18 protein-coding genes and 1 rRNA gene are annotated in these 19,430 nt (G+C 59.4%); all 19 read right to left on the minus strand.

Annotated features, from left to right (window positions below; genetic code table 11):
* Positions 1-488: hypothetical protein (locus tag VMX79_12680; protein HUV87953.1), on the minus strand; the 488-nt coding region annotated here is incomplete at its 3' end.
* A gap of 19 nt (positions 489-507) precedes the next feature.
* Entirely contained in the window at positions 508-954 is a 447-nt protein-coding gene (locus VMX79_12685; protein HUV87954.1) for a hypothetical protein, read from the minus strand.
* Positions 955-1,433: 479 nt separating this feature from the next.
* Positions 1,434-2,126 (minus strand): hypothetical protein, encoded by a 693-nt coding sequence (locus VMX79_12690; protein HUV87955.1) that lies wholly within the window; start codon positions 2,124-2,126, stop codon positions 1,434-1,436.
* Between the two features lie 112 nt (positions 2,127-2,238).
* Complete coding sequence (locus VMX79_12695) at positions 2,239-3,819, minus strand: T9SS type A sorting domain-containing protein (GenBank protein ID HUV87956.1); 1,581 nt, start codon at positions 3,817-3,819, stop codon at positions 2,239-2,241.
* Positions 3,820-4,591: 772 nt separating this feature from the next.
* Positions 4,592-5,344 (minus strand): hypothetical protein, encoded by a 753-nt coding sequence (locus VMX79_12700; GenBank protein ID HUV87957.1) that lies wholly within the window; start codon positions 5,342-5,344, stop codon positions 4,592-4,594.
* 186 nt (positions 5,345-5,530) lie between these two features.
* Positions 5,531-6,301 carry a hypothetical protein gene (locus VMX79_12705; protein HUV87958.1) on the minus strand — a complete coding sequence of 257 codons (771 nt, stop codon included), beginning with the start codon at positions 6,299-6,301 and terminating at the stop codon, positions 5,531-5,533.
* A 213-nt stretch (positions 6,302-6,514) separates the two neighbouring features.
* On the minus strand, positions 6,515-7,345 hold the full coding sequence (locus VMX79_12710) for a hypothetical protein (GenBank protein HUV87959.1): 831 nt from the start codon (positions 7,343-7,345) through the stop codon (positions 6,515-6,517).
* Positions 7,346-7,540: 195 nt separating this feature from the next.
* Positions 7,541-7,732: a hypothetical protein gene (locus VMX79_12715; GenBank protein ID HUV87960.1), complete on the minus strand. Its 192-nt coding sequence runs from the start codon at positions 7,730-7,732 to the stop codon at positions 7,541-7,543.
* Between the two features lie 239 nt (positions 7,733-7,971).
* The gene (locus VMX79_12720; protein ID HUV87961.1) at positions 7,972-8,676 is read right to left on the minus strand and encodes a hypothetical protein; all 705 of its coding nucleotides are present in this window, start codon (positions 8,674-8,676) and stop codon (positions 7,972-7,974) included.
* A 334-nt stretch (positions 8,677-9,010) separates the two neighbouring features.
* Positions 9,011-10,572, minus strand: a 16S ribosomal RNA gene (locus VMX79_12725).
* A 547-nt stretch (positions 10,573-11,119) separates the two neighbouring features.
* A complete protein-coding gene (locus VMX79_12730) occupies positions 11,120-12,145 on the minus strand; it encodes a hypothetical protein (protein ID HUV87962.1) in 1,026 nt (341 codons plus the stop codon).
* Positions 12,146-12,325: 180 nt separating this feature from the next.
* The gene (locus VMX79_12735; protein HUV87963.1) at positions 12,326-12,547 is read right to left on the minus strand and encodes a type II toxin-antitoxin system HicA family toxin; all 222 of its coding nucleotides are present in this window, start codon (positions 12,545-12,547) and stop codon (positions 12,326-12,328) included.
* Positions 12,544-12,765, minus strand: a complete 222-nt coding sequence (locus tag VMX79_12740; protein HUV87964.1) for a type II toxin-antitoxin system HicB family antitoxin — start codon at positions 12,763-12,765, stop codon at positions 12,544-12,546. Before VMX79_12740 ends, VMX79_12735 begins: the two co-directional genes overlap by 4 nt.
* Positions 12,766-12,978: 213 nt before the next feature.
* Complete coding sequence (locus VMX79_12745) at positions 12,979-14,556, minus strand: hypothetical protein (protein HUV87965.1); 1,578 nt, start codon at positions 14,554-14,556, stop codon at positions 12,979-12,981.
* 616 nt (positions 14,557-15,172) lie between these two features.
* A complete protein-coding gene (locus tag VMX79_12750) occupies positions 15,173-15,709 on the minus strand; it encodes a right-handed parallel beta-helix repeat-containing protein (protein ID HUV87966.1) in 537 nt (178 codons plus the stop codon).
* 317 nt (positions 15,710-16,026) lie between these two features.
* Positions 16,027-17,922 carry a sulfatase-like hydrolase/transferase gene (locus VMX79_12755; GenBank protein ID HUV87967.1) on the minus strand — a complete coding sequence of 632 codons (1,896 nt, stop codon included), beginning with the start codon at positions 17,920-17,922 and terminating at the stop codon, positions 16,027-16,029.
* Positions 17,923-17,944: 22 nt separating this feature from the next.
* Positions 17,945-18,277 carry a hypothetical protein gene (locus VMX79_12760; GenBank protein ID HUV87968.1) on the minus strand — a complete coding sequence of 111 codons (333 nt, stop codon included), beginning with the start codon at positions 18,275-18,277 and terminating at the stop codon, positions 17,945-17,947.
* An 81-nt stretch (positions 18,278-18,358) separates the two neighbouring features.
* Positions 18,359-18,496: a hypothetical protein gene (locus VMX79_12765; GenBank protein ID HUV87969.1), complete on the minus strand. Its 138-nt coding sequence runs from the start codon at positions 18,494-18,496 to the stop codon at positions 18,359-18,361.
* 5 nt (positions 18,497-18,501) lie between these two features.
* The gene (locus VMX79_12770) at positions 18,502-19,383 is read right to left on the minus strand and encodes a deoxyribonuclease IV (protein ID HUV87970.1); all 882 of its coding nucleotides are present in this window, start codon (positions 19,381-19,383) and stop codon (positions 18,502-18,504) included.
* Positions 19,384-19,430 lie beyond the last annotated feature (47 nt).

Genomic DNA, 19,430 nt, shown 5'->3' on the forward strand with positions numbered 1-19,430 from the left:
GCGGCCGCCGCCCCCGCGACGCGCGCGGGCCTTTTTATTTTACCCAATAATTTATATACGATAACGGCCCCGGCGACTATAAGTACGACCATCGGCCAGAACAAAAAAGTAAAAAACCCCGCCGGTTCCCAGACGTTGAACGCTCGCCCCCCCAGCTCGAATTTTTTTAATTTCGAGATCGCTATTACGGTCCAGAACAGGTTGGCGGCTAGCGCGCACCCGAGCACGGCGGCCGCGGCCGCGCGCGGCGCCGACGGCCCTCCGCGCCTGCGGGCGCGCGCGACCGCCGCGGCGCCCAGGAAAGTTAGCGTACCGAGGGCCGCGGAGAATATGGTGTAGAAGAGGCAGCGGTGCGCGAGTGAGAGGGGGAGGTCCCCGACGGGCGTAACGCCGCCCGGCCTAAAGCCGAGCGCGAGCAACCCCTCGAGAAGGCCATATGCAAACCCGGTCGCCAGGACGGTGGCCGGGTAAAAAAAGATTCTCTTCATATCTCCAATTTAAGAAACGTCAGCCGGTGCGCCGGAGCCAGGCCGACAGCCGGTCGGTCGCGTCCGCCGCGGCCACGTCCAGATAGACGACCGGGACGCTCTGGACGTAGGGCGTGTCTTTCCGAATCAGCGCCCGGCGATAAAGGTCGGGTGCCGCCAGCATCAGCTCGGCCGGTTGCGCTTTCGCCAGTGCCGCCGCCAGGCGGCCGAAGTTATCGTATATAACATCTGCGGCGAGGTCGGCGGTCATCGTACGGCGGTACGGTTTCAACGGTTTGTCCGCCGGGACCATACCGAACTGGGACGTAACGACGTACAGGGCGACGTCTTCGGGCCAATCTCCCCGCGCCCTCATGTCCCGCGCCAAAGAGAGTAGGGGGCCGTCGAACAGGTCGATGGCGGCCGTTTCGCCCTCGGCGCCGTCGCGTACGTCGCCCTCGGCTATTACAAGTACCCTCGGGGCCACGGGTCTTTTATATCATAACGAGGGTGGGCGGCGCTATAAAAAAACCGGGTACCGACCCCATTTAGAATATACTCGTACGGCCGGCGGTTTTAGCCGCTGGTTTAGAATTCGCGCGGCGGGAACGTAACGTCGTCGCGTTCGACGGTGGGGCGCTTTTAGCTCACCTTTAATTTTTCGCGACCGCGGGGTAGCAAAGTAGACCGAAGGTTGGAGCGGAAATGAAAGTAACATATCTCCCATTTCGCTTCCTGAGGACGTTATTTCGGAGTTAATATCCGTGGAATAACGGCTCTTGAGAACGACTTTTAAATCGTACGGTTAGTAGGGGGGAGTTCGGTTCGAAGGCCGACGGAGGCATCGGGCCGGTAACAGTTTCCGGCAGCGGAGCTCTCGCCGCAACTACTTTGACGGCGTTTTGATTTCGTTGAGGTACGTGGGTGCGACCACGGACGACTATTTTAATCCGTACGGTCGGTAACTCAAGACCCCCACCTGTACCCGAACGTAACCAGAAACGAGTTCGGCAGCTCGGCTTCGACTTTTTGCGTGATTCCGTCTTTGTTTTCGTATTCGTAGGCGGCCTTGCCGACCGGCGCCACGGGCCCGAAACGCCAAAATATCGTGCTCGAGGGCGAGAGCGTTATCTCGACGCCGAACGGTACCGTGTACACCGGCTTAAAGGCGGTGACCGAATCCTCGTAAATACCTTCTTCGCCCGAACCCTCGAACCCTTCGATCTTATCTATGGATGTGGGTACGACCGCGATTCCCCCGCCGACGCCGATGTACGGCGTTATAAGGCGGCTGCCGGCGGGTATTTTTAACCTGAGGGTGAACGCCTCCACGACCGTAAATTGGTAAAACGTCTGCTCCCATCCCTCCAAATCTTTACTGCGCCATTCCCGGTGGAAGCGGGTGAAGCCGCCGTCCGTATCCAAACTCAGCGTCGGGATAATTCTTTTTTGGCGGAATTTTGCGACGTCTTGCGTTATGCCGCCGCCCAGGTAGAACGTATACCCGTACGACGCCGGGAAGAGCCTTTCCCCGGTACGCGTTATAAAGGCCCAACTTCCCGGGGCTATGTCGGCCAGGCCGCCGTGGACAAAGGGCGCTAGGGCCGCGGCCGAGCCGGCCAATATTAAAAACGCGGAGCCGAATACGGTTTTATTCATAAGGTAATCACCTCCGGCTATCTTAACCCGACGCCGGCTGTTTCGCAATTACTTTTTGACGTACGAAATAAAAAGCCCGCCCCGGGGGGCGGGCGAGTTTAATTCCTCCGTGCTATTCGACTACCACCATCTTGCGCGCGGCCGTTCTCGAGCCGGCGTAGATGCGGTAGACGTACACACCGGGTGCGAGGTTGCCCTGGAACGGCACGTCGTGGCGGCCCGCGGCGAAGTACCCGTCGGCCACAGTGCCCACCTTGCGGCCGGCGGCGTCGTATATGACGAGCTTCACGTCGGAGGCTTCCGGCAGCTCGAACGAGAACGTCGTCGCGCCCGGGGCCGGGTTCGGCACGTTCTGGTAGAGCGCGAACGCCCGGGCTTTAGCGGCCGGCGGGACCGATACCGGCCCGAACGTGCGCCCCGTTCCGGTCGTGGTGACGGCCTCGAGCCAATAGCGGTACCCGACGGTTGCCGCAGCCGCGTCGTCGCAGTAGAGGAACGGCGAGGAGCCTTCGATCAGGACGCGGTTTACCTTCTCGCGTTTAGCCTCGTCGGCGGCCCGGTAGAGGTTGTAGCCGGCCACTCCCTCGGCGCCGTCGACGGTCCAGCGGATGTCCACGGCTTCACGGTTGCGTACGGCCTTGAACGACGTTAGCTCGACGTCGGTAACGTAGCGGGCGAGTTTTAGGTCTTTGTTGTCGGAATCGTAGTACGCGATTACCGGATCGCGGCCGCTGATGGCGGAGGAGTGGGGTAGGCCCACGTACGCGCCGGTGGCGACGATTTCGTGGGTCCAGGAGCCGCCCCTCTTGGTCATGATGCGGAGGTCCCACTTATCGAAGTTGAAGTATGAGATGAAGACGTCTCCGGTGCCGTTAACGCAAATTTGGGTAAAGGCCGGTAACCCCTTCACGGCGGCTATGTTTTCTATATCCCAGCTTCCGCCGGACGTAGATACGGCATAGTTAAGGCCCTTGTTGTTGACCTTCGCGAAGCTGACGTGGATTTTGCCGTCCGGACCGAGTAGAGCATCGCAGTCTATGCCTTCGGCGATGTCGTCTATCGACCATTCCGAGCCGTCGCGGACCGCGTGCCTTACGCTTAAGGAACTGTGGTTCCAGTATACGATGTTAGGCCTTTCGGCGTTGTCGATGAAGAGGGTGTTGAAATTGCCGCCGCCGCTTGAAACCGCCGTTTCCGTGTACCATTCACCGGTGTCCCGGTATGCGTATTTCAATCTGACGTTTGTACCTAGGGGTTGGGTGTACGAGACGCGCGGGTTAGTGGGCCAAACGTTGACGGAAAGGTAATAGCCGAGCTCTGTTCCGGCGGCAATCCCTTCCGTAACCCAGTTGGTCCCCGAACGGTATGCGTACTTTAACTCGTTCTCTTCGTTATCCTGGAAGACTACGTAGGGCTCATCGTACGCGTCGAGCGCGAGTGCCGTATTGCCCGGTACTTCGACGTCCGATGCGACGGTATCGAGTTCCCAACTCGAGCCCGAGTAGCGGGCGTACATTACTTTGCCCTGCGTTTTATCGACGTAACTTATGTGAGGCCGGCCCCAGCGGTCCACCGCCAGGCAACAACCCGCGCCTACGTCGCCCTCGGAGGCGACGGTCTCCGATTTCCACCCACCCCAGGCCGTCGCGCTTAACACGAAAAATATCGCAACGATAATCGCCGCTCTATTCATTTTCGCTCCTCCTTGAATAGGCTTAACTCGCTATTCCAGGCTATCATTTTTAGGGTGCGTTGTCAATTTCCTTTTTTACCCCGGGAGTCCGGAAAAGCGGTGTTGTATCGACGGGCAATGGGGTCGGTGAGGTCCAGGATAACGGAGGGGCCGTACGTAGGGTTTTAGGGGAGGCCGGGGTCGAGGGAGGAGGCGGCGTCGCGCGCGCCGGTATTGGCCCTCGGCGGGTGTCGTTATCGAAGCAAAAGGAAACGTTCTGTCGAATGAGTACGGCAAAATAGAAAGGCTCCCGAAGGGCAGCCCAAAGATGGGTTCGAATTTTCGCTGGATGGGATAGCACGTAACGCCGCCGCCGAAGGAGAAACGCCAATTCGTCGCCCCCGGTCGTGCCGGCCGCTTTTTAGGTAACGCCGCGCCGCAATTGACGCAATACTTGCCCCCGGGTGGGTTTTCGTAACCGCACGCCGGGCACGTTTGGCCGTCGGACGCGGCCGCTATCGTTGTCCCCTCGCTCCCGCCGTAGCTCGGGGCAGCTGCTACGGCTACGGATATGACCAGCGCCGTCCCGAGTTAGGTAACCCGCAGCCAATTGAACGTCGCCAAAACGATCCCTCCCTTCGACGCAAACGTAGCTCCCAACCGGCGCTTCGTCAGGCGTAAAAACCCCCCGGCGGATCGGAGGCGAGGTTAAAACCTTGCCCTATCCCGAACCGCCGGGGAAAACTAATACGCGGAGCCGGCCCGCGCCGTCGCGGGCGTCCGGTTTGACGGACTACCTAAATATGGCTTTTACCTTGCCGAACGACGCGGGCGAGACGCTCGTGTAGCCGATGTCGATCTGGTAGGCGTAACGAGGCGTACCGATATCCGTGACCCAGAGGTATTTGCCGTCGTAGGTGCACCCGTACGTCGAGCCGCCCGGGGCGCGGAAGGAGGCCGTTATCGACCCGGCGGTCGTTAGGCGGTAGACGAAATCCCGGGTGCTGTCGGGGCACCACAAGTACCGGCCGTCCCAGCCCAGGTCGCGGCCGTTGGTTATCGGCGACGCGGTGAACGTTCCGATAACGGAACCGGAGGAGGTGCATTGGCGGAATATGTCGTCTGCGCCGAGCCACCACAAGTAGGTCCCGTCCCACGTGATGCCGTAGGGATTTAAGGCCGGGAACGAGGAGACCACCGACCCGCTCGTCTCGAACAGGTAGACCGTGTCGGTCGTCTGGCTGCCGCCGAAGTAGCGGCTGCGGCCGAGGTACGCGGCGCCGTATTGGGCCGATGTCACCGGCGGCGCGAACGACGAAAGCCACGACCCAGCCGTGCTGTAGACCCGCCACATATGGTCGCCCGAGGCGTGGTAATTGGTCATGACGACGCGGGAGCCGTCCCAGGCCGCGGCCAGCTGCGTGATGTTCCCTTCACACGGGAAAGACGATACGACGTCGCCGAACGCGGCGAATGCCGGGGCCGCGGTTAGACATAAAAAAGCGTAGCCCAGGGCGGCCGCGCGCATCAATTCTCTCTTCTTCATAATACTACACCCCTTTCGGTCGATATTATAGGTTCCCGCGCACGCGGCCGCAACAAAAAAAGACGCCCGGTAGGCCAAGGAGGGAGGGGAGACGACTTTATTTTTATTTCAGGCCGCCGGGGGAAATTTTACCCGAAAAATATAAAGGCGCGCGATACGCGGTGCCGTTTATATGCGAGAGGTACGTTAGCGGAATAGCGCCTTAACTTGCCCGAAGGAGGCCGGCTCCACGGCCGGCGCAGGGCCGATGTCGATTTTATAAATATTCCAGGGCCCGCTGCCGGGAAAACACGAGACTCGGAGGTAAGTGCCGTCGAAGGTGCAGCCGCTGTTCCGGTTACCGGGCGGGTCGAAAGACGCCTCGACGGAACCGGCGGTTGTTAGCCGGTATACGTAGCCCCGGGTATCCGGGCACCAGAGGTAGGCCCCGTCCCAGCCGAGGTCGCAGGCGAAGCTGACCGGTTGAGGGACGTTGAACGACGACACGACGGACCCCGCGGTCGTGTGACGCCGTATCATCTGGCCGCTACTGACGCAATCTGATGTCCACAGATATTCGCCGTCCCACGTTAGGCCGTAAGTGTAAGAATTGGGGAAACTGGAAATTACCGAACCTGTCGTTGTTAAGCGAAATACCGTGTTTTGCAGGTAGCTTGAGCCCCAATAGTTAGTACCGTCGAAGGTCGCGCCGTCGTGGATCTCTTCCCACTTGGGGGGAAGGAAGGACGCTATTATTGACCCTTCCTCGGACCAAACCTTCCAATAGTCGTCGCTGAAGTAAGCCGGGTCGGAAGAGACGACGTACGCGCCGTTATATGCCAACGCTGCCGGAATGCACTCGGCCTTAACGGCGAACGAAGAGACCACCGAACCGAAATCGGCGAAAGTGGCGGATGCCGACAGGCAAAGAACCGCGGCGCCGACTATGCCGGCCCGCAAGAACTTCGAATTCGTCATGGGAAGTACCTCCTTGAGTACGAATTATACCCCCCCGTTTAAGCGCCGTCAAATAAAAAAATCCCCCGGCGGCCAAGGAGGGAGGGGTGGACAAGGGGCTTAAGCCCCTTGTTGCTGTAAGCGGATGAAAAATCCCCCGGTGGCCAAGGAGGGAGGGGAGACGACTTTATTTATATTTCAGGCCGCCGGGGGGATTTTTTCCGATAGCTCTTGTCAATCGGCCGCGTCCGCCGGTTGTTCATTCGAATCGACGTCGGCATTCCCTTCTGTGCGGGGAATCGCCGCCGGCGGAGGGGCGTGGGGCACGCGGCAAGCGTGCGCCGCCGGAGCGTTAGAATCCGAACCCCGGCCCTCGGCGAAGAGCGTTTTGATTCGCCCGAGCGACGCCGGCGTTAGGTTGGAGTCGGTTAGATAATGGAGGATTTTACCGGAGTTCAGCGCCCAGGCTTCGGTTTTGGATACCACCTCTACGCCGCCCACGGGCTCTTCCACCGGGCACACGCGCTCGAGCCACGCGCCGTTGAGGCATTGCCACATCCGGCCGTAGTACTGCGACCCGACCTTCTCGGCGCCCACGGCCCAACCATTAGCATTATTGTACATCGAGACGTCGTAGACGTATTTATTTTCGCCCGGCGCGAAAGCTTCTACCCATGCGGCGCCGTCGTAGTGGAGGACCACGTTGCCGGTGCGCGACTTGTCGGCGTAGGAGCCAATCGCCCAAACGTTCGTTTGGGATTTGAAGGCGCAGGGTTTGATGCCTTGGAACGCGGACAGCTCGAGCCAGAGGTTCCAGCTCTGGCCGCCGAACCGGTAGATCCGGTTATCGTCGAAGCCCCACCCGTTGGCGTGCGAGAAGAGGTGGAGGTAGTCCATTCCGTACGGCGTGGGGTCGGGGTAGTAAAACCACTTTCCGCGGTAGTAGTTGACGATGACGTTATCCAAATCCGGACCGTACGGCCTGCCGGAGAACCAGATGTCGCGGTAACCGCATAGCGTGAGGGCCTGCATTTCCCACATTTTCGGCGCCTCGATCTTTTCCATCGACGAACTCTCGGCGCGGAAACGGGTCACGTACGTATCGTACTCGCCGTCGCCCGTGTAGGCGGGATCGACCCAACCGAACGCGCCTGCGCCCCGGGGCGTCGTGTCGAAGCCGCCCAAGGCCGAGCCGGGCGCGCTTTTATATATCGGCGACCAAGTCCCTTGGTGCCGATATATATAGAAGAAAGCCTTGGGTCAATCGGGGCCGCCGCTTCCGCCGAGCGGGGCTTCGTAACCCAAACAATAACCGGCGGGCCACGCTTTGCAATCCAGGCCCGACAGGCTTATCGCGCCCGATTCGTAGTAGACTTCCCAGCCCGCGCCCGCGGCCGAAACAAAAAACGCGGCGCCGAACAATGCGGCCCGCGATAATAGACATTTCCCCATCGCAAGATACCTCCTTTCGAAGCCATTTTACTCCTCGCCTACACCTTTGTCAAGCACAAAAAAATCCCCCGGCGGCCAAGGAGGGAGGGTTGGACAAGGGGCTTAAGCCCCTTGTTGCTGTAAGCGGATGAAAAATCCCCCGGTGCCAAGGAGGGAGGGGAGACGACTTTATTTTTATTTCAGGCCGCCGGGGGTAATTTTACCCGAAAGCAATGAAGGCGTGCGTCCCGCCCGTTCGCTCAAAAAGTATCGAACGCGGCGTACGTTATGCCTATGCCCGCGGTTACGTACGGCCCCGGCTTCCAGTCGTTAGAGAAGTTTTTTTTGGGCCCCTCGTACGAATATTCGGCGCCGAATAACATGTTGAATTTGACCGGGAAGGTTAAGGTTATCTTATCCGACAAGTATACCGCGCCCCCTGCGCCGGCGTACCAACCGAACGCGGGACCGCTCGAGCGGACTTCCACGCGATTGCCCTCGATGTCTTTTAACTCGTATTTACTTCTACCGAATATTATGCCGCCGGCGGCGAAGGGCCGAATATTTCCGCGCGAGCGTAAGCTAAAGCGGGGGCCGGCGTAGATATCCAGGAGAGACCACTTCACGTTATCCTCCGGTTCGATAAGGGATTGCTCTTCGCCGTATTTAATGGTCGCTTCCTTATTTTTATAACCGGTATGCAATTCGAAGCCGGCTTCGATACTCAGTAAAGGCGTAACCGCGGCGAGCGACGTCAGCGCGAAGTTAGCCGGGCCCATTTTAAGCGGCCAACCGTCGGTCATATTAACCGGCGTCGTTTCTCCGTCGACGTGTACCGCCGTGATTTTGGATTCGCCAACGGGGATTCCTACGAAGTAAGTACCGCCGAAAGCCAACCCCAGGGCGTAGGACGCCCCTGCGCCGAGTACTACCGCCGCCGTAGTTACGAACGTTACGCGTATCATTCGGCGCCCTCCTCTAATAACGCTTCCCTTCATATTAATAATAAGATCGGTTAGCGATTAAGTTAACAAAAAAATCCCCCGGCGGTCAAGGAGGGAGGGGTGGACAAGGGGCTTAAGCCCCTTGTTGCAGTAAGCCGATAAAAAAATCCCCCGGCGGTCAAGGAGGGAGGGGGATGTCATTATTTCTTATTTCAGACCGCCGGGGGAAACTTTATATGAAGGCGTGCGTCACGCGGCTCTGCGTTAATCGACCTTGGAGTGGGGCGCGTATGATGCCGGCTTCCGCCAACGTGCCCAACGCTGGTTTAGGCCGGCGCGCCCGGAAACTCCCTAGAAAGGAGGTGATCCAGCCACACCTTCCGGTACGGCTACCTTGTTACGACTTCACCCTCCTTACCAGACACACCTTCGGCGCCTTCTTCCCCGAGGGGTTAGAGCAGCGACTTCGGGTGCACCCGACTCGGATGGTGTGACGGGCGGTGTGTACAAGGCCCGGGAACGTATTCACCGCGGCCTGCTGATCCGCGATTACTAACGATTCCGACTTCACGGAGTCGAGTTGCAGACTCCGATCCGAACTGGGGCCGGCTTTAAGGATTGGCTCCACCTCGCGGTATTGCTGCCCTCTGTACCGGCCATTGTAGCACGTGTGTAGCCCTGGACATAAAGGCCATGAGGACTTGACGTCATCCCCGCCTTCCTCCGGCTTAACGCCGGCAGTCTCGCTAGAGTTCCCGGCCGAACCGCTGGCAACTAGCGACGAGGGTTGCGCTCGTTGCGGGACTTAACCCAACATCTCACGACACGAGCTGACGACAGCCATGCAGCACCTGTCCCGGGCGGGAGCAAGCTCCCAGTCCCACTTTCGTAGGGTTTTCCCGGAATGTCAAGCCCAGGTAAGGTTCTTCGCGTTGCATCGAATTGAACCACATGCTCCACCGTTTGTGCGGGCCCCCGTCAATTCCTTTGAGTTTCAACCTTGCGATCGTACTCCCCAGGCGGGGCACTTAATGCGTTAGCTTCGGCACGGAAAGGGTCGATGCTCCCCACACCTAGTGCCCATCGTTTACGGCCAGGACTACCGGGGTATCTAATCCCGTTCGCTACCCTGGCTTTCGTGTCTCAGCGTCAGTATCGGGCCAGAGAGCCGCCTACGCCACCGGTGTTCCTCACGATATCTACGCATTTTACCGCTACACCGTGAGTTCCACTCTCCTATCCCGTACTCAAGGTCGGCAGTATCGAGAGCAGTTCCACGGTTGAGCCGTGGGATTTCACGCCCGACTTACCGTCCCGCCTACACACTCTTTACGCCCAGTAATTCCGGACAACGCTTGCCTCCTACGTATTACCGCGGCTGCTGGCACGTAGTTAGCCGAGGCTTTCTTGGGAGATAACGTCAGCCCGGCCGGCTATTCACCGGCCGTCTTTCTTCTCTCCCGGCAGAGGTTTACAACCCGAAAGCCTTCATCCCTCACGCGGCGTCGCGTCATCAGGCTTGCGCCCATTGTGAACGATTCCCGCCTGCGCCTCCCGTAGGGGACAGGGCCTTGTCTCAGTCCCTGTGTGGCCGAACGCCCTCTCAGGCCGGCTAGCCATCATCGCCTTGGTAGGCCGTTACCCCACCAACAAGCTAATAGCCCGCGGGTCCATCCGTCGGCGCCGGCATGCAAGCAGAGGCCGGCTTTCTTCCCCAGCCGATGTCGTCTGGGGACCGTATACAGTATTAGCCCGCCTTTCGGCGGGTTATCCCAAACCGATGGGTAGGTTACCCACGTGTTACTCACCCGTTCGCCGCTTTATACACTCCCCGAAGGGAGCTTTAATCGCACGACTTGCATAAGCTTAAGCGCGCCGCCAGCGTTCGTCCTGAGCCAGGATCAAACTCTCCATGGCAACTATACTCCTCCCCCGAAGGGGAGGGGAATTAGCAAGATTGTGCCGGCCGCCGGAAATTGAAATACTGCCCCGACGACCGTTTAAGGGCATTGAGCGGAGCTTTGTAACTGCACGCCTTCAGTTTTCAAAGATCGAGTGCCCCTAAGGGCAACTATATATATAACATAGCGGGGTAGGGATGTCAAGGAAAAAATGCTTAACGGGAAGCCGACGGCCCGACGCTAAGCCCCCTCCGTAGGGGCCGACCTTTAGGTCGGCCCGCCGCCCCCGGTGGCAAGGAGGCCGCACCCGAAGGTACGCCCATCCTAGCCCCCGGCGTTAACGCCGGGGTACCTCGGCGGGCCCGCGGCCTACAACGCCGCGTTTACGCGGCGTGCCCGTGGTGTTCGTCCTGTCGCGATATGTATCCCCGCCTTAAGGCGCGGCCCGACGCCGTTGCCTACGCATAACAAAAGGGCGAGCTCCGCGCTCGCCCCGTCACGCCCGCAACTCCGGATAGCCAACTCGAGCGGCGCCTTCACGCGGCCTACGGCGTGACCTTTATTTACTTAAACCCGGTGAAGTGATAGATTATATTTTTATCAAACGACACGACCGCGGCCCATACGTCGTTTTCCCCGCACGCCCAGACTATGTTTGCGAACTGCTCTTCGTATTCGTAAGGCCAAGGGTAGGGGGTGAACTTTAGGCCGTCATAATACCAGGTCTTGTCGGCTCCCGCGAGCCACCCGTACGTGGCCGAGACGAAATCGGCGCTGTTAACGAGTTTTGCGCCCGGCGGGCATTTCACCTCGGTCCAGGTCGCGCCATCGTAATGGTATAATAAGGGGTTTCCTTCAGATTTGCCTAAGAGCCACCCGTCGTTGGGACCGTTGAATTTTATAGCTTCGTAATATTTTGCGGGCGGCCCGGGCAATTTTACTTTTTCCCAATTTTTACCGTCGAAATGAAAAAGCCCCAATTCGCGCGCATTATAGTCGAAACCGTACGCCCAGCCGTTATCGACGCCCAGGAAATAAAGTTCTTTAAATACGACATCGCCTTCCCATTGCTTTGTCCAGGTTCGCCCGTCGTAATATAATACCAAACCTTTTTCCTCACCCGCGTCTCCAGTTCTTACAGCGGCCCAACCTCGTGTCGGCGATATGAAAAATATATCGTTCGCGCGGCCTCCCTCCGGCGGTATCACTTCTTTCCAGACGGTACCGTCGTAGTGGGCGAAAATGAGACCGCGACTATGTAAGTCCACCGAGACCCATACGTCGTTAGGCGCCGGGGCGCATATACTGTATACGCCTGACACATCCAATTCTTTAAACAGGTCCGCGAATAAACACCACTTGGTGCCGTCGTAGTGAAATACCCATGGCCCCATGCAAGCCCAGCCGTCGTTCGGTCCCGAGAACCACATGTCTCCCATTCCGCCCCATCCGGAGGCTTCGAATTGGAACGCTACCTTCCACGGGCTTGCGGGGTTTGGCGTCGGGCCCGCCGGCGTCTCGTCGTCGCCGCAGGCGATAAACGTAAGCGCCAGTATCGCCGGAATACGGAAAACCTTTAGCGCTTTCATTTTCCTCCTCTTCAAAGTTTAATTTTTTAAGTCTTTATTTATTATAAAACGTTTTTCCTTGTCTGGGTAGTATGAACTTACAAATAAAAACGCGAGCTTCGCGCTCGCCCCGTTGCGCCTGCAACTCCGGATAGCCAACTCGAGCGGCGCCTTAGCGCGGGCGGGCGCCCCTAAGCTACGTTATTTTAATCCGTCGAACCTTTTTACGGTTATTCCGGCTTGGCTTAGGATATTGCGTAGCGTACCCGGTTTCAACTCTTTATGGTTAGGAACGGAGAGCGTAACCGGCGGCTCGCCGCCGCGCAGCATTAGGTGGCTGCCTATTTGGCGCACTAATACGAAACCCGCCTTCTCGAGCCGGCGGACGGTCTCTTTCCCCGATACGACTGGCAGCTTCGTCATACCTCTACCGTGACGAGCTCAACCGCCACGTCCCCCGGCGGTACGTCGTCGCCGTACTCGCGCGATACTTTTATCCAGGCCGCGATGGCTTCCTTGACGTTCGCCAGCGCTTCCTCGTACGTATCGCCTTCGGAGATACACCCCGGGAGCGACGGCACCGTTACGGTGAAGCCGCCGTCCTCCTGGGCCTCGAAGACGCATTTATAACTTACCTTCATATCTTTACCTTTCGCTCGAGTCTTTACTCCTAATAATATAGCATAATATTTTAAACGTTGGAAGGCGATATAACGAATGCAAAGCCGCGAGCGTCGCGCTCGCCCTGTTACGCCCGCGACTCGGGATACCTTACTCGATTACCGCCATCGCGCGGCCCGGCGGGCGCAGCGGAGCGTCCCTACGACGCGCCGCCGCGGGGCTAAAGCCCCCGGTTAACGCACCGGCTTATGAATAGGCCGGGTTACGGAGGGGCGCATCTTCGGCTTCGTCGCCCGCGGCTTCTTGTACTTATCCTTGACTTGGAATACCATTAGGCGCCCTTGGGCGTGGACGCCCTTGTAAAACCGCCAGAGTTTTTTGGCCACCGGGTTCTTGTCCGGTAGCTCCCAAGTTATGACGTAATCGACCGCCGGCGCGAACTTTCTGACGCGGTATTTTTCGCACGGCCACAAGTCCCACGGGAGCGGACGGAAGCCGTCGTAATCGAAATTCACCGGGAACGTGTATTGGTCGGCCTCGGAGTTGCCGAAGTTTAAGACGTCGCGGCCTATGGCGTAATAGCTGCTCGCGCCCGCGAAGACGGCGATGCGGTATTGCCATCCCGAGAAGTACAGATACGCCACTTTAGAGCCGTCTTCCACGTATTCGATGCCCGAGCAGAAATCGCGCAGCTCGCGGTTGAACTTCCGGTAACGGGACAGCGTGTCGACCCCAAAGGCGAGCGCGAACGCCGTCGCCGCCAGGAATACCACCCACCGGCCGGTTCGTATGAAATCGTCGCCCGCCCAAACCAGGAGGAGGACCCAGGGGATTATTAAAAGCCGCCCCGAGAGAACGCCGAAGCCGCTGGCGGCGTCCGGCGCCAGGAAGTATAGCGCCAGCGTCCCGAGCGCCAGGACGAGTAAACCGTTGCGGGGGGCGAGCCATGATTTTGCCTTCGGCGTACGCGCGATGACGCGGAACGCGACCGCGGCCAGAACGACGCCGAGCGACGCGAGCCCCAGGTACAGCTGCTCAGCGCTATAGAAACGGAACGACGAGCCCGTGATAAAGGATGTCGCGACGTCGCGCCAGGGCAGCCATCGGGGCCCCGACGGCGGCCACGCCGCGATGAAATACGCGGGTAGGACGAAAGCGGGCAATAGGGCCGCGAAAACGGCTAAGCGCTTTTTTACGCCCTTGCGTTCCCGTACCCTTTCGCCCACGGCCAGCCAGGCGTTTAACACGAAAAGGCCGGCTAAGAGTATGACGGCGGTGGCGGCGTGCGTGAGATAAGCTAGTACGCCGGCGGCGTTCAGTATTATAAAATCCCGCGCCCGCAGGCCGTCGCGGCGCCACAAAAAATACGCCCAGGCGGCGAAGGCGATGACCAACCCCGCGCAGTAATTGAAGAAACCCATGTGGAACGGGAAAGCGAGCGCGTAGGGGAGGGCGGCGATGGCCGGGACGGCGGTTTGGGCGCCGGTGCTCCGGGCGAGGGCGTACGCCGCCGCGGCGAAACCGATGACGTAAATGGAAAAGAAAAGCCGTTCGGCCGCAAGAGGCGGTATGACGGTCCCGAAAGCGCCGACGATTGTATGGTATAGCAGGTTGGAGTACGTAAGCCGGTTTAGCCGGTAATACTGCTCAACGCCGGTCCCGCCGGATAGGCATAAGTCGCGCAGATGGATGGCGTTCTCGAGATGGCAGGGGCCGTCCTGGGTCGGGACGTATCGGTTGAACCAAAATAGGCCGAGGTAAAAGCCGATTAAAAGGATGAACGTTACCCACGCCGTTTTCTTTATGTTCATAGCGAAGGTTACGCCGGTACCCCGTTCCGCCCCGGCGGTACGCTAAGGCCGCGCGCGGTCGACCTTGCCCCGGGCCTTGTATCGCGACAACCTCGGCGGCTTTATTATTGACGCCGGCGCGATTTCTCTTCCCGTCCTTCGAATTTTTAATTGAAACGTACGCCGCGTCCCTCGCGTCAGATTTCCCCGGACAGCTTAACCGTACGCGGCTTACGGCCTCGTTTTACGCTGCGTTAATCGCCGTTCTTTGACTACGGCGCACTTTTACGCGCGTTTCGTCCGACGTGCTCCCCCGGCGTTTTTCGTTTCCCCGTTTACTCCGTAAACCGCAATTTCCTAAAAAGGGGCGAACGTTGCGCTCGCCCCGTTACGTACGTACGTAACTACATCCGGATAGTTTTTACTCGAACAGCGCCTTCACGCGACCCAGCGACGTCGGCGAAATGGCGACGCTGTACTTCTTGGCGCCGATGTCCTTGCCGCCCTCGCCCTTGCCGCGGCAGGGCGAACTCTCCGACAGGTAGAAGTTATTTTTCTCGTAGTCGGCGAAGAGGGGGTCGGCGTGGATCTCGCCGATGCCGGGGGACGGTACGAAGCTGTACCATGTGCCGCCGCCTCAGCCCGGGCAGAAGTACATATAGTTTCCGCCCTTGTTGTTGTCCACGTCGTTGTATAGGATATCCAAAGTGCCGGTGTTCTGGTGCTTGGCGATGCCGTACGTGGCGTTGTCCCAGATGATGTTATTTTTAATCGTAGCGGTGGAGTATTCCCAAACCCGTACGCCGGCGATGCCGTTGCCCTTGCAGATGGTGTTGCCGTCCACCTGCGCTCTCGCGCCGTCGGTGACGTTTATGGCGCCGTAGTAGCCGGCGTTAATAAGGCAGCAACCCGAGACCGTAAGGTCCGTTCCGTTCCCGCCGGTTTGGACGCTCCCGCCGTCGAGGTCGACGAGGGCCCCGTTTCCGCGTATGCAGGACTTCTTTCCGATCCTGACGCCGCAGCTGCCGGTATAGGTCTCCTTCGGGTCGAGTACGAGAAGTTTGTCGTAGCCCTCGCCCGGGCCGGCCTTTTCGTACGCGTCCTGCAACTTTATCGCGTATGCGCCCGCGACCGCGATAACTAAACAAACCCCAACGATAAGCAGTTTCTTCAAGGTCTCACCTCCTTCTAAAAATCAGTATAGCACCTGGACCGGCTAAGTCAAGTATTTTTCTTTAATCCTGGTATAGGAACACAGGTTTACTTCGCGACGCGGGGGCGTTTTGGGCGCGGTGAGCCGGTTTGCTTTTCGGCCGTAATCCTTCGCGTCGGGGACGTTCGCGGCGCCGGCTTTCTCGCGTGAAATATCCGGCCTAAGTTTTTTACGTCCGGCCGGTATTTTCCTTATCCGTTATTAAGGGCGTTATACGGTCGGCATTTCCCGGCCTCGAGCGGTTTAGGTTGTTTGATAGGTCCCGGGCCGGCGGGCCGTCAATTTGTATAACCCAAAGACCTTAACGCCTCGGCCAGGTCTCCGTCGACCCGGCCGGAGACGGCGAACGCCGCTTTTTCGATCTGGCGGGTTAACTCGCCGCGGTAACTTTCGTACGCCGGGTCGTCGACGCGCCCGGAGAGGTTGCGGCTTTCGGCGGCGTCGGCCTTGAGGTCGTAGTATTCGTACCGTTGGGTTGCGACGTTGAAAATGAGTTTCATATCGGCGGACCGTATGCAGTACTCGCGGCTCACCGTAAGGCCGTCCGGCAACGTCGTTTTGTCGTTGGTTTGCGAAAACCCCCGGGCGGGCGCGGCCGCCGGGTTTGCGCCTACCGCCAGGAGGTCGACGCTTTTGCCGCGGTAACCCTCGGTCGGCGCGCCCGTCGCGGCGACGACCGTATAAGCCAAGCACAGCGTTTCAACCTGGCCTCGGACGGGTTCGCCGCTTTTACCGCCTACCGGTTTAATCAGCAGACAGACCCGCGTCTCCGGGTCGTATACGGTTTTGCCGTGGTATTTGTATCCGTGTTCGCCGAAGGATTCGCCGTGGTCGCTGGTTACGACGACGAGGGTACGGTCGTACGCACCGCCGCGCCGCAACTCATCCAGTAACTTTCCTACGGCCCGGTCGGTATATAGGACCTCGTCGTCGTAGAGGGCTTCGATGGCCGCCGCGCACTTCGGCCGGGGCGTACCGTCCGCGTATTTGTTCCACCGTCGCTTCAACTCGAGTTGCCGTTCCTCGAAGTCCAAAGGTTCCGGGCCGTCGTAGAAACGTTCCGCGGCGCCGCGGTAGCGGTACGGGGAGTGGGGGTCGAAATAATGTACGAACAGGAAAAGGGGCCGGCTCCGCCGTCGGCCGAGGGCCCTTAGGGCGGACGCCGTTACGGTCGGCGCCTGACGCAACGTACCGTATAATTTGTCGTTGACCGCGACCGCAAATCGGTAGAGGAGGGTGTGCCGGAAGCGGGACCACGGGTTGATGTAATCGTCGTAATACCGGAACCCCCGGGCGAGGGTCGAAATGCGGCGGTCTAAAATGAAGCCGCCCGTAATGCCGACGGTCTCGTAACCGTACGCGGCCAGCAGCTCGGGGAGGGTGGCCGCGTCGGATTGCAGTCGCACGAAATTGGAAACGACGCCGTGCTCCGCCGGGTATAACCCGGTGAACATACTTACGTGGGAAGGATTGGTAGTGGGTTGGACGCAGATGGCGTTCTCGAAAAATACCGCTTCGTGGGCAAACCGGTCCACGTTGGGCGACGTGTCCCGCCGGTACCCGTAGCAACCCAAGTGGTCGGCCCGGACCGTGTCGAGAGAGATGAATATTACGTCCGGCCCTACCGCCTTGGAATGAGCGGCCCATTTTAATTCCGGGATTACGAAGGCTGCGACGGAGGCGATGACGTAAGCGGCCGCCGCCGAGATAAGGATAGGCTTTTTCGTAATAACGCGTCTTAACACGCGCCACCCGGCGGCCACGACGAGCGCGGCCAAACCGCACGCGGCGAATGCGCCGAGTTTGTAGGGGTGGGTGAGAGGCAGGCCGAATACGAATTTGCTTCGAACGACCAATACGGCGTTACAGGCCAATATGGCCCACACCAGGCCGATTTCGGCGACGGCCGCGGCGCGTTGCCGCACGGGAGGTATTATCCTACCTGCTACGAGGGCGGTACCGTAAAACGCCAGGGCGAAGGCTAACGCCGCGACTACGTCGGCCGTAAGCGTCGCGGCGTACACGACCGCCCGCGCCCCCGCGGGGGCTTGCGAGCCGTGCCCGGCGAGCATAATTAACGTTTCGACGGCGCCCAGCGCCAAGCCGTAGGCCGACGCGACTTTTATTACCCGGAATAAGTCGCGCGAATTATTGCCTGTTCGATTTGTGGCCATAAATTTTTACCCCCTTTTCCCTTTAACCAGGCGTCGTCGCCGGCAACCTGTTCACGGCGTCGCACACGAGCCATATTATGACGGCGTCGAAGAGGAGCTGCGCCGTTTTGGTTACCTGCGATAAAAACAGGAGCGCTAGCTCGCGGCCGTAGAAGTCTATCTTTAATATGTGTACCGGGTTGACGACTACGGCGGCGACGGTGAATATACAATAAGCTAAGAAGAGCTTATCGTTCAGGGGGGCGAGGTTCAAGTCATTTTCGCGGACGTAATGGTCGTACGCCTTGGGCCAACCCCAGACTGCTTTGAAAAACCAATACAGATTGTACAGCGGTACGAGCAAGAGTAGGGCCATCTTGGCCGGGTTGAACTTTTGCGCGCCGCCGGCGATGGGTCGCCATGCCGGGTACCATAATAGGATGAATATCGCGAAGGCCTAGAATGAAGCGATCATACTCCAGGCGCGGACGGGCGCCGGGTTCAAGCCGAACGCGTCGACGTTTACGACCCACGATGCCACCATAAAGGCCGCGGGTATCGCGACGACCGAGGCGAGATAGAAAGGTTTCGACATCCGCGTTACGGCGCGACCCCTCTCTCTTCCCTGAGCCGCTTCACGGTACGTACGTTTTTCGGGTCCCAATCGCCCTCCTGCGGCGTCTCCAGCACCATGGGGAGGTCGCGGAGCGTCCGGTGGTTAATGAGTCGCCTGAAGCCTTCGCGGCCTATGGTCCCGCGTCCTATGTGCGCGTGGCGGTCGAGGCCGCCTCCGGCCGCGGCCTTGGCGTCGTTTAGGTGGAGGAGTCTTATGTTATCGACGCCGATGAAGCCGTCGATTTCGGCCAGGATGCGCTCGAGGCCGTCGCCGCCGGCAGCTAGGTCGTAACCCATGGCGTGGGCGTGGCACGTGTCGACGCATAATCCTACGCGCCGCCGGCTCCTCTTGCCGATTATTTTATATAAAGCCGTTAGCTCTGTAAAGGTGGTTCCGACCTGGTTCGATTTCCCGGCGGAGTTCTCCATTAAGACGGTGACGCCGGCTCGAGGCGTAGCTTCCACGGCCCGGCGTATCGCCGCCGCCGCGCGTTCACGTCCAAGTTCAACGCCGGCGCCGCGGTGGCTGCCGAGGTGCGTAACGAGGTAGCGGCCTCCCAGCGACGCCGTCGTCTCGACCGCCTCGGTCAACGCGGCCGCCGACTTCTCGTAGAGCTCGTCGTCGGGCGCGGCGAGGTTGGGGAGGTACGGCATATGGACGAAGAACGGCTCGAGCCCCGCGCGCGTCACGCCGAGCTTAAATCTCTCGACGTCTTCGGGCGGGTGGGTTTTTTGGCGCCAGCCGCGCGGGTTGGACGGGAATATCTGGAAAGTGGTGCAACCCAGCGCCGCGGCGCGCTCCACGGCGAGGTGAACGCCGCCCGAGATCGAAACGTGAACTCCCAGAAGGAATTTGTTTTTAGACACCGTCGCCGCCGCGAAATCAAAAAGCCGCCCCGCGGGCGGCTCGAGTG

Source organism: bacterium (assembly GCA_035529855.1).
In the GTDB taxonomy this organism is placed as follows: Bacteria; RBG-13-66-14; B26-G2; order WVWN01; family WVWN01; genus WVWN01.

Excerpts from the sequence above, each read along its gene's own strand:
- VMX79_12700 (HUV87957.1), bottom strand. The coding sequence starts at position 5,344 with ATGAAGAAGAGAGAATTGATGCGCGCGGCCGCCCTGGGCTACGCTTTT.
- VMX79_12760 (HUV87968.1), bottom strand. The coding sequence starts at position 18,277 with ATGGCCCTACTCTTGCTCGTACCGCTGTACAATCTGTATTGGTTTTTC.
- VMX79_12695 (HUV87956.1), bottom strand. The coding sequence starts at position 3,819 with ATGAATAGAGCGGCGATTATCGTTGCGATATTTTTCGTGTTAAGCGCG.
- VMX79_12705 (HUV87958.1), bottom strand. The coding sequence starts at position 6,301 with ATGACGAATTCGAAGTTCTTGCGGGCCGGCATAGTCGGCGCCGCGGTT.
- VMX79_12765 (HUV87969.1), bottom strand. The coding sequence starts at position 18,496 with ATGTCGAAACCTTTCTATCTCGCCTCGGTCGTCGCGATACCCGCGGCC.
- VMX79_12740 (HUV87964.1), bottom strand. The coding sequence starts at position 12,765 with ATGAAGGTAAGTTATAAATGCGTCTTCGAGGCCCAGGAGGACGGCGGC.
- VMX79_12755 (HUV87967.1), bottom strand. The coding sequence starts at position 17,922 with ATGGCCACAAATCGAACAGGCAATAATTCGCGCGACTTATTCCGGGTA.
- VMX79_12720 (HUV87961.1), bottom strand. The coding sequence starts at position 8,676 with ATGATACGCGTAACGTTCGTAACTACGGCGGCGGTAGTACTCGGCGCA.
- VMX79_12745 (HUV87965.1), bottom strand. The coding sequence starts at position 14,556 with ATGAACATAAAGAAAACGGCGTGGGTAACGTTCATCCTTTTAATCGGC.
- VMX79_12710 (HUV87959.1), bottom strand. The coding sequence starts at position 7,345 with ATGGAAAAGATCGAGGCGCCGAAAATGTGGGAAATGCAGGCCCTCACG.
- VMX79_12730 (HUV87962.1), bottom strand. The coding sequence starts at position 12,145 with ATGAAAGCGCTAAAGGTTTTCCGTATTCCGGCGATACTGGCGCTTACG.
- VMX79_12690 (HUV87955.1), bottom strand. The coding sequence starts at position 2,126 with ATGAATAAAACCGTATTCGGCTCCGCGTTTTTAATATTGGCCGGCTCG.
- VMX79_12715 (HUV87960.1), bottom strand. The coding sequence starts at position 7,732 with ATGGGGAAATGTCTATTATCGCGGGCCGCATTGTTCGGCGCCGCGTTT.
- VMX79_12735 (HUV87963.1), bottom strand. The coding sequence starts at position 12,547 with ATGACGAAGCTGCCAGTCGTATCGGGGAAAGAGACCGTCCGCCGGCTC.